General features: G+C 49.8%; 10 protein-coding genes and 1 other RNA gene. 7 read left to right on the top strand and 4 right to left on the bottom strand.

Features of this window, described 5'->3' with window-relative positions:
• Positions 1-129 precede the first annotated feature (129 nt).
• The 4 genes from ABD07_RS01190 to ABD07_RS01175 all read left to right on the top strand — a co-directional run bounded on the left by ABD07_RS01190 (position 130) and on the right by ABD07_RS01175 (position 1,546).
• The gene (locus ABD07_RS01190) at positions 130-327 is read left to right on the top strand and encodes a hypothetical protein (RefSeq protein WP_160816756.1); all 198 of its coding nucleotides are present in this window, start codon (positions 130-132) and stop codon (positions 325-327) included.
• Entirely contained in the window at positions 320-619 is a 300-nt protein-coding gene (locus ABD07_RS01185) for a cell division protein ZapA (protein WP_160816755.1), read from the top strand. Before ABD07_RS01190 ends, ABD07_RS01185 begins: the two co-directional genes overlap by 8 nt.
• 31 nt (positions 620-650) lie before the next feature.
• Positions 651-828, top strand: a non-coding RNA gene (gene ssrS, locus ABD07_RS01180) — 6S RNA.
• Between the two features lie 58 nt (positions 829-886).
• Positions 887-1,546, top strand: coding sequence for an HAD family hydrolase (locus tag ABD07_RS01175; RefSeq protein ID WP_160816754.1), 660 nt, complete (start codon positions 887-889; stop codon positions 1,544-1,546).
• Between the two features lie 72 nt (positions 1,547-1,618).
• Here the strand turns inward: ABD07_RS01175 and ABD07_RS01170 are convergent, their stop codons facing one another.
• A complete protein-coding gene (locus ABD07_RS01170; protein ID WP_160816753.1) occupies positions 1,619-2,275 on the bottom strand; it encodes a peroxiredoxin family protein in 657 nt (218 codons plus the stop codon).
• A 160-nt stretch (positions 2,276-2,435) separates the two neighbouring features.
• Here ABD07_RS01170 and ABD07_RS01165 point away from each other — a divergent pair, with 160 nt between their 5' ends.
• The 3 genes from ABD07_RS01165 (at position 2,436) to ABD07_RS14675 (ending at position 4,038) form a co-directional block, all read left to right on the top strand.
• Positions 2,436-2,891 (top strand): EVE domain-containing protein, encoded by a 456-nt coding sequence (locus ABD07_RS01165; protein WP_160816752.1) that lies wholly within the window; start codon positions 2,436-2,438, stop codon positions 2,889-2,891.
• A 32-nt stretch (positions 2,892-2,923) separates the two neighbouring features.
• Positions 2,924-3,721 (top strand): sulfite exporter TauE/SafE family protein, encoded by a 798-nt coding sequence (locus tag ABD07_RS01160; protein ID WP_108698878.1) that lies wholly within the window; start codon positions 2,924-2,926, stop codon positions 3,719-3,721.
• A gap of 161 nt (positions 3,722-3,882) precedes the next feature.
• Entirely contained in the window at positions 3,883-4,038 is a 156-nt protein-coding gene (locus ABD07_RS14675; protein WP_164502710.1) for a hypothetical protein, read from the top strand.
• Positions 4,039-4,164: 126 nt separating this feature from the next.
• Here the strand turns inward: ABD07_RS14675 and ABD07_RS01155 are convergent, their stop codons facing one another.
• Genes ABD07_RS01155 through ABD07_RS01145 form a run of 3 tightly spaced genes read right to left on the bottom strand, consistent with a single transcriptional unit; the run spans position 4,165 to position 7,529 of the window.
• A complete protein-coding gene (locus ABD07_RS01155) occupies positions 4,165-5,466 on the bottom strand; it encodes an MFS transporter (protein ID WP_160816751.1) in 1,302 nt (433 codons plus the stop codon).
• Between the two features lie 7 nt (positions 5,467-5,473).
• The gene (gene fumC / locus ABD07_RS01150; RefSeq protein ID WP_160816750.1) at positions 5,474-6,859 is read right to left on the bottom strand and encodes a class II fumarate hydratase; all 1,386 of its coding nucleotides are present in this window, start codon (positions 6,857-6,859) and stop codon (positions 5,474-5,476) included.
• Entirely contained in the window at positions 6,846-7,529 is a 684-nt protein-coding gene (locus ABD07_RS01145; RefSeq protein ID WP_160816749.1) for a DUF4328 domain-containing protein, read from the bottom strand. The genes fumC and ABD07_RS01145 overlap by 14 nt, the downstream gene beginning before the upstream one ends.
• Between the last annotated feature and the right edge of the window lie 74 nt (positions 7,530-7,603).

The raw sequence follows: 7,603 nt of genomic DNA, 5'->3' as shown, positions 1-7,603 counted from the left end.
GCCACATAAGAGTTTGAGTAATGCCACTCCTTATGAAATACTCAACGCTTATTTCTATCAACCTCTCTGTAAACAACCCTGAGATTTCTTACACATTAACCCTTTTAATAGTTCATAAATTAGTGCCCCATGGAAACAGAACTGAAATCCTTAGAAGATAAAGTTTTTCAACTTTTACGCTTGTATCAAGATAAAAGCACTGAAAATAAAAAACTGCGCAAAGAACTTGCGGACTCGCATGCGCATTGCGAGAAATTGAATGAGAAAATACATGTCACAGTGGATCGGCTTGAAACACTTTTGTTAAACATACCCGATAATGAATAATGAACCGCTAAACCTCAATATCATGGGACGGGATTTTTGCATTGCCTGCCCCGATGAAGAGCGTGAGGAAATTCTGCTTGCTGCAGCTTATCTTGATAAAAAAATTCAAGAAATCAAAGCAGAAGGAAAAATTGTTGACTCTGATCGCATCGCATTGATCGCAGCCTTGCAGATCGCGCATGAACTGCTGGCGCTGCGTAATGGAACTGGTTTTGACATCGATGAATTTCGGCGTAGAATTGTTTCATTAAGAAAGAAAGTTGATGAAGTTCTTACTGATAAAGAAAGTTAGCATAGTTAATAGTTACAGTTGTAAATAAGGTTAATCCCTGCGGTGTTCGTTAAGACTTATATTCTTTGAACCAATTTGTAGAAAATGGTTGTGGATTAAAGTGATACTGTTGTGCGCGTCCTTTTAGGATGTTCCTGATGTATCCATGAAGCAACCGCCTTGGACCCTATGGTTCAAGATGACGGTCTGACGGCATATGTGGGGAGCTATTGCAGGACAAGAGATATTTAAAACATCTCTTGTCCTTTTTAGTTTTTTCTTCCCGCAATGACTACACACGCAATTCCATCCATGCAGCAAGGCAGTAGAAATCCTCTCCTCCGCACGAAAACATTCCTATTCGATATTGGCCGCGTATTGCTGGATTTTGATTTTGAATCGTCGCTGGCGCGGCTGATTCCACCAGGAACCGCTGACGCGCACGAACGGATTCGTTCGGTGCTGCACCGTAAAAACGCACTGGAAAGCGGACAAATCGATCCCGCCGGTTTTGCGGATTGGGCGCTGAGTATCTTGGGGAGTAATGTTACACGGGAGCGGTTTTACCAAGCTTGGCAACAAATCTTCACGCACAATGCATCCATGTGGCAGTGCGTTCGTCAACTAGCCGCTGATAACCACAACCTGATTCTGATCTCGAATATCAATGCAATTCATTGTCCGTGGATTTTTACCGCCTACCCTGAGTTTGCGCTCTTTGAGCACAGAATTCTGTCATTTGAAGTCGGTATTCTGAAACCGGAACCGGCCATTTATCACTATGCGATCAACACATACCAGCTAGATCCGGCCGAGACCATTTATATTGACGATCAGCCGCAAAATATCGCGACAGGCCAGCAAATGGGATTCCTCTGCTGGCAATATGACCTGAATCATCATCAGGCATTCGAGGCTTGGCTTCAAGAAACGCTGGCTGCCGGTTAAACATCATCATTGAAACGCAATTCAATAAAACACAACCAGCGATTGCCTGTCATTTCAATTCGCGCGTAAAAACTAGACTTTCTCCGCCAGAAAATGCTCAACCATCGCCTGTTTATAGTCTATTTGCCCGAACGACACATCCTTCAATTCACCTTTACGGTCGAACAAAATACACGATGGCGTTCCTTGCAGTGCAAAGCGCTCGAAAGTCTCCGCGCGCATCGATTTCTGCGTCATATACTGGTGGACTTGCTGCAACACGGTTTTTTTCTGCTCATCGCTGAATTTGTCGAAATCGGGCAAAAAATTTTGCGCATAATGCAGCACGCGCTCATCGGTCACCGGCTCGGTTTCCGCCACAACCCGGTCCATGCCCACCGCAAACGGTATTTTCCACTTCAGCTTACCATCCGACAATAAACCGTATTGATTGAGCGCCTTATAGGTTTCACCGATCACTTCGCCGGTCGCAATTAGCTTTTGCAAATTCTCCAGCGTGTTCTTATCGTAATCTTCAAATGCAGTGGCCAAGCCGATCACAGTCAAACCCTGCGCGTGATACCGCTCATGCAAATCAACCGCTCGGGGTAACGAATAAATAAAACAACCCGGGCAATTGACCTGGAAAACTTCGATCAAGACCACCGAACCGGTCAGTTCGTTGAGCGCAAGCGGACCGCCCTGTACCCAGGTATCCACCGCAATATCAGAAAGTGTGTGATTATTCATAGTGTAAGTCGTCAGAACGCAGAAAAGTTTTGGAATATACTACAGAAGCTGTCCGTTAGCGTGCAGAATTTTCATCAAAAATAAAACTCACGGAAAGTCATCCATTATAATGAGCCACTGACGACAAAGCTGTCTGTAAAAATCACCACTCATGTAAAAAATGCGCTACTGGTTAATGAAATCTGAACCGGATGAATTCAGTATCGATGATTTTGCCGCACGGCCGGATCAAACGATAGCCTGGGAAGGCGTGCGTAATTATCAGTCGCGTAATTTCATGCGCAACCAGATGGCAGTGGGCGATCAGGTATTTTTCTATCACTCCTGCTGCAAAGACCCCGGTATCATGGGCATCGCGGTTGTCAGCAAACCGGCGTATCCGGATGCCACGCAATTTAATCCGGCCAGCAAGTATTTCGATCCTAAAGCGACGCAAGACAATCCGCGCTGGTTTAATGTCGACATCATGCTGCTGCACAGAACGCGCCTAATCCCGATCAGGGAATTAAGGCAATATCCGCAACTGAGCAGAATGCGCGTGCTGCAAACCGGTAACCGTTTATCGATCACACCGGTCGATCCGGCCGAATGGCAATTTATTTTGCGATATCTGTAACACAATCCAATTCTTTTTATCAGGCTTACATTATGGAATGGTGGTTGATTTATCTGCTAACCGGAGCGTTTGTGGGATTTTTTGCCGGTTTACTCGGCATTGGCGGCGGCCTGATTATCGTTCCCGTGCTCATTTCACTATTCACCGCGCAGGATTTTCCCGCCGACCGCATCATCCATTTTGCGCTGGGCACCACGATGGCCACGATCATTTTCACTTCCGCCGTCAGTTTACGCACACACCATCAGCATGGCGCGGTGAACTGGCCTATCGTAAAGCATATTACCCCAGGGATTTTTCTCGGTACTTTCGGCGGCGCAACCCTGGCCGGATCGATGACCGGTCAACTGCTGAGCGTTATTTTTGTCATTTTCATTTTTTACGCCGCCACGCAAATGCTGCTGCAATTCCGTCCCAGCCCGATGTTTCAACTCCCCGGGAGATTCGGCCTGTTTCTCGCCGGTAATGTCATCGGTGCTCTATCCAGCTTGGTTGCAATCGGCGGTGGATTGTTGTCGGTGCCATTCCTGACATTATGCAAAATCAAATTGCAGCATGCCATCGGCACCGCGGCGGCGATCGGCTTCCCTATCGCATTGGCCGGTACGGCCGGTTACATCGTGAATGGTTTCTTACACTCGGAAACGCTGCCCGATTTCAGCTTAGGCTATGTTTATTTACCCGCATTAGCCTGGCTGGTATCGGCCAGCATGTTGACAGCGCCGCTCGGAGCGAAGCTTACGCATTCCACCAAAACCGCCACGCTCAGGACAATCTTTGTGGTTTTGCTCTATGGTTTGGGCATCAGAATGCTAATCAATATCCTGTAAATCCGGCTGGCAACAGGCCAATATCACCCGCAAGGTCATCTCGCGAGTATTTAATGCACTAAAATCGCAATTTATCAGTGATTATTCTTCGTAACGTGTTATAGTTTTACTGTGACAAAAATGAAAGAGATATATTTATTAATTTTAGGGAAAAGCCACAAATGAAATTTTCAGTATTTTTTGTTGTAACACTTTTAGCATTATCGTTAGTCGCATGTGGCAAACCTACAGCACCGGAAAGCGCAAGTTCAGACAATTATGGCACCACGCATGAAGGTAAACCAGCTGAAGGTCGTAACGAGCTTCCAGGTAAATAATAGTTAATTTTTAACTATTCATCCGTTTTACTGTTTCATTGTTGTTGAGTAATACCCTGTAGGATCTACATTGCTCCTACAGGAGCCTTCAAAAAATCCCCTCGTACGACCACCCCAGAAATTCCTTTAGTACTCAATGGTAGCCGCTTCACGCCCTCTTTTCTCGTCAACACTGGCCAGCAGTGCTAGGCCGAGAACAAAAAACACCAGCGTGCTGAGTAACGCGATACGGTGATCCCCGGCAAACACATAAACCATTGCGCCATACGTGAGCGGACCGATAATCGCCGACAATTTTGTCGCCAATCCCCATAAACCGAAGAACTCGCCTTGCCGTCCGGCCGGAGTGAATTGCCCGACCAGCGCTCTGCCCGCCGATTGCGCGCCGCCGAGCGCGGTACCGATCAAATTGGCGGCAACCCAGAATAGAAACGCATCGACCGCAAAGTACGCGCAACCAATCGCCGCGATCCAGATGAGCAGCGTCACCGCAATGCAACGTTTCGAGCCGATGCGATCCTGCAAATGACCGAACAGAAAAGCGCCGATGGCCGCGGTCACATTCACGACCATGATCAGAATAATCGTATCCTGCGTTTTGAACCCCATCACTTCTTGCGCATACACCGCCGCCAGCACGATCACGATGTGAATACCGGCATAATACGTAGTCAACGCCACCAAGAAACGAAACAGATCGATGTGCAAACGGGCTTGGCGCAGCGTGGCGCGCAACCGGCTGAACCCTTGCCGCACGATGTGGGTGCTATCAAACGATTCCACCACCGTAGCGCGCTCGCGCAACCACAACAACGTCGGCAGCGCGGCAAGGGCAAACAATACCGCCACGATCAGATTGGTCACCGGCACATACTGCGCGGCTTCGATACCCTGCTGTTCCGCGTACGTGACATAGCCGAGACACACCGCCAACGTCAATAAACCGCCCAAATACCCCAACGCCCAGCCGTAGCCGGAAAGCCGTCCGATCGTTTGCGGCGTGCTGATTTCCGGCAGAAAAGCCGCGATCAGGTTCTCGCCGCTGGCAAACATGAACGTGGCCAGTATCACCAGCCCCATCGCCAGCGCGACATCACCCGGCCCGGCAAAATACAGCAGCGCAGTAAACACCACGCAACCGATCGTGGTGACCGTCAGAAAGCGTTTTTTCGCGCCGGAATAATCGGCAATCGCGCCCACCACCGGCGCGCTCAACAACACCAGCGCATTGGCCGTCGCCATGGTCAGCGTCCACAGCAGCGTCGCGGAGCCGTTGCCGATCCCAGCGGCGATCACACCGACAAAATAAGCATTGAAAATGGCGGTCAGAATGACCGTGGTATAGCCGGAATTGGCAAAATCGTACATGCACCACGCAAAGCGTTCACGGCGCGTTACGGGTTCGAATGAATTGAAGGGCGCTGTCATTATGTGGCTATTTGCCGACCATCTTCTCCGGCACCACCCAGGCATCGAACTGCTCCGCTGTCAGATAACCGGTGGCCAGCGCGGCGGCCTTCAATGTCGTGCCCTCGCGGTGCGCTTTTTTGGCGATTTCGGCGGCCTTGTCGTAGCCGATATGCGGATTGAGCGCGGTCACGAGCATCAAGGAATTGTGCATCAGCGCATCGATGCGTTCGACATTGGCTTCGATACCGGTGGCGCAATGGTCGTTGAAACTCGCCATCGCGTCCGCCAGCAAGCGCACGCTTTGCAGGAAATTGTGAATGATCAGCGGTTTCATCACGTTCAGCTCGAAATTCCCCAGTGCACCGCCCATGTTGATCGCCACATCGTTGCCCATCACTTGGCAGCACACCATCGTCATTGCTTCCGATTGCGTCGGATTAACCTTGCCCGGCATGATCGAACTGCCCGGCTCGTTCTCGGGAATGCGCAATTCGCCGATGCCGCAACGCGGCCCGGATGCCAGCCAGCGGATATCGTTGGCGATTTTCATCAACGACGCGGCCAGTGTTTTCAATGCGCCGTGCGCGTGCACCAAGGCATCGTTACTGGCCAGCGCTTCAAACTTGTTCGGCGCGGTGATAAAAGGCAGTCCGCTCAGCCGCGACAATTCCGCCGCCACACGTGCGGCGAATTCCGGATGCGCATTGAGTCCCGTGCCGACCGCCGTGCCACCGAGCGCCAGCTCGCACACATGCCCCATCGATGCTTGCACATGTCGCAAACCGTGATCCAATTGCGCCACATAGCCGGAAAATTCCTGCCCCAGCGTCAACGGCGTCGCATCTTGCAAATGCGTGCGGCCAATTTTGACGATAGCTTCGAATGCTTGCGCCTTAGCCGCCAAGGTTTCGCGTAATACCCCGATGGCCGGAATCAAGTGATGCTGCAATTCCTGCACGGCAGCCACATGCATCGCGGTGGGAAACACGTCGTTGGACGATTGCCCTTTGTTGACGTCATCGTTGGGATGCACTTTGCGATCCGCGCCGCGCCCGCCGCCGAGAATTTCCGAAGCCCGGTTCGCCAGCACCTCGTTCACGTTCATGTTGGTCTGCGTGCCGGAACCGGTTTGCCACACCACCAGCGGAAATTGATCATCAAAATGCCCTGCAATCACCTCGTCGGCCGCTTCGATAATCGCCGCCGCGCTGGCGGCATTGAGCAATCCCAAATCGTGATTGACCTTGGCCGCGGCGCGCTTGACCCGGGCCAGCGCATGAATCAACGCCACCGGCATGCGTTCGCTGGAAATCTTGAAATTCTGCAACGAACGCTGCGTTTGCGCGCCCCACAGGGCTGTGGCGGGCACCTCGACCACGCCCATGGTGTCGCGTTCTTCACGGGTTTGCATGGGTAGTTACCTTACCAAAATGAGAAACTTGCATTTCATAAACTTTGTTCACTATTGCCAACAAAATAAGACTTAAAGGTATTCCGGTTATGTTAGAAAACAGTAAAGTGACATTTGCTACAATCAATTCGTTAATCTGCTCTGCATTTAGTGCTATACGAAATGATGCGTATCCGAGCAAATTCGAAACGATCCAAAAAAACCACCACCATGGCAAAATCGATGGAACAGGTTGGCTTCTCCAGTCTTGTGGATTGCTACTTGCTTTCCATATTTCCTTCATTGCTTGGTATGGCTTCCATAGACATACAACTGGCAAAAAATACCAACCAATCGACCACCCGGGTGTAAACCTCATTCCGGAAGCACCAAGCTGGCGCGCATTAAAGTTAGCACGGTATATCCATTTCAGTATCAAAAAACCTGACACAAAAAGGATTAATAATTGAATTATTGAAATAACTTGTTGCCGAGAATCGCTCTCCTCAGCTGCGGCAATAGCCTCATCCTGATATGCGTAGACACCATCTTTAAAATCATTGAGTAACTGATATTCAAGCACTCCTGAAATCAATGCAATGACGCTGATTCCGACTTGGAGATACAAGAACCACTTGATCCACTTAGTCAATTCAGCCGAATCAATGAAGCCATTACCATGTTCCATCATATCGTTTCCCTTAGTGATCAACGTAACATATACGACAAAAATACCCCGAAGAAACCATCCTTTTATTTCCTGCC

This window comes from Nitrosomonas oligotropha (assembly GCF_009833085.1).
Classification (GTDB): domain Bacteria; phylum Pseudomonadota; class Gammaproteobacteria; order Burkholderiales; family Nitrosomonadaceae; genus Nitrosomonas; species Nitrosomonas oligotropha.
Note: the sequence above shows the minus strand (reverse complement) of the source record. Positions and strands in the feature narration are given on the sequence as shown.

Bases quoted from the DNA above. Each gene is read 5' to 3' on its own strand.
- ABD07_RS01190 (WP_160816756.1), top strand. From the start codon at position 130: ATGGAAACAGAACTGAAATCCTTAGAAGATAAAGTTTTTCAACTTTTA.
- ABD07_RS01185 (WP_160816755.1), top strand. From the start codon at position 320: ATGAATAATGAACCGCTAAACCTCAATATCATGGGACGGGATTTTTGC.
- ABD07_RS01175 (WP_160816754.1), top strand. From the start codon at position 887: ATGACTACACACGCAATTCCATCCATGCAGCAAGGCAGTAGAAATCCT.
- ABD07_RS01170 (WP_160816753.1), bottom strand. From the start codon at position 2,275: ATGAATAATCACACACTTTCTGATATTGCGGTGGATACCTGGGTACAG.
- ABD07_RS01165 (WP_160816752.1), top strand. From the start codon at position 2,436: ATGCGCTACTGGTTAATGAAATCTGAACCGGATGAATTCAGTATCGAT.
- ABD07_RS01160 (WP_108698878.1), top strand. From the start codon at position 2,924: ATGGAATGGTGGTTGATTTATCTGCTAACCGGAGCGTTTGTGGGATTT.
- ABD07_RS14675 (WP_164502710.1), top strand. From the start codon at position 3,883: ATGAAATTTTCAGTATTTTTTGTTGTAACACTTTTAGCATTATCGTTA.
- ABD07_RS01155 (WP_160816751.1), bottom strand. From the start codon at position 5,466: ATGACAGCGCCCTTCAATTCATTCGAACCCGTAACGCGCCGTGAACGC.
- fumC (WP_160816750.1), bottom strand. From the start codon at position 6,859: ATGCAAACCCGTGAAGAACGCGACACCATGGGCGTGGTCGAGGTGCCC.
- ABD07_RS01145 (WP_160816749.1), bottom strand. From the start codon at position 7,529: ATGATGGAACATGGTAATGGCTTCATTGATTCGGCTGAATTGACTAAG.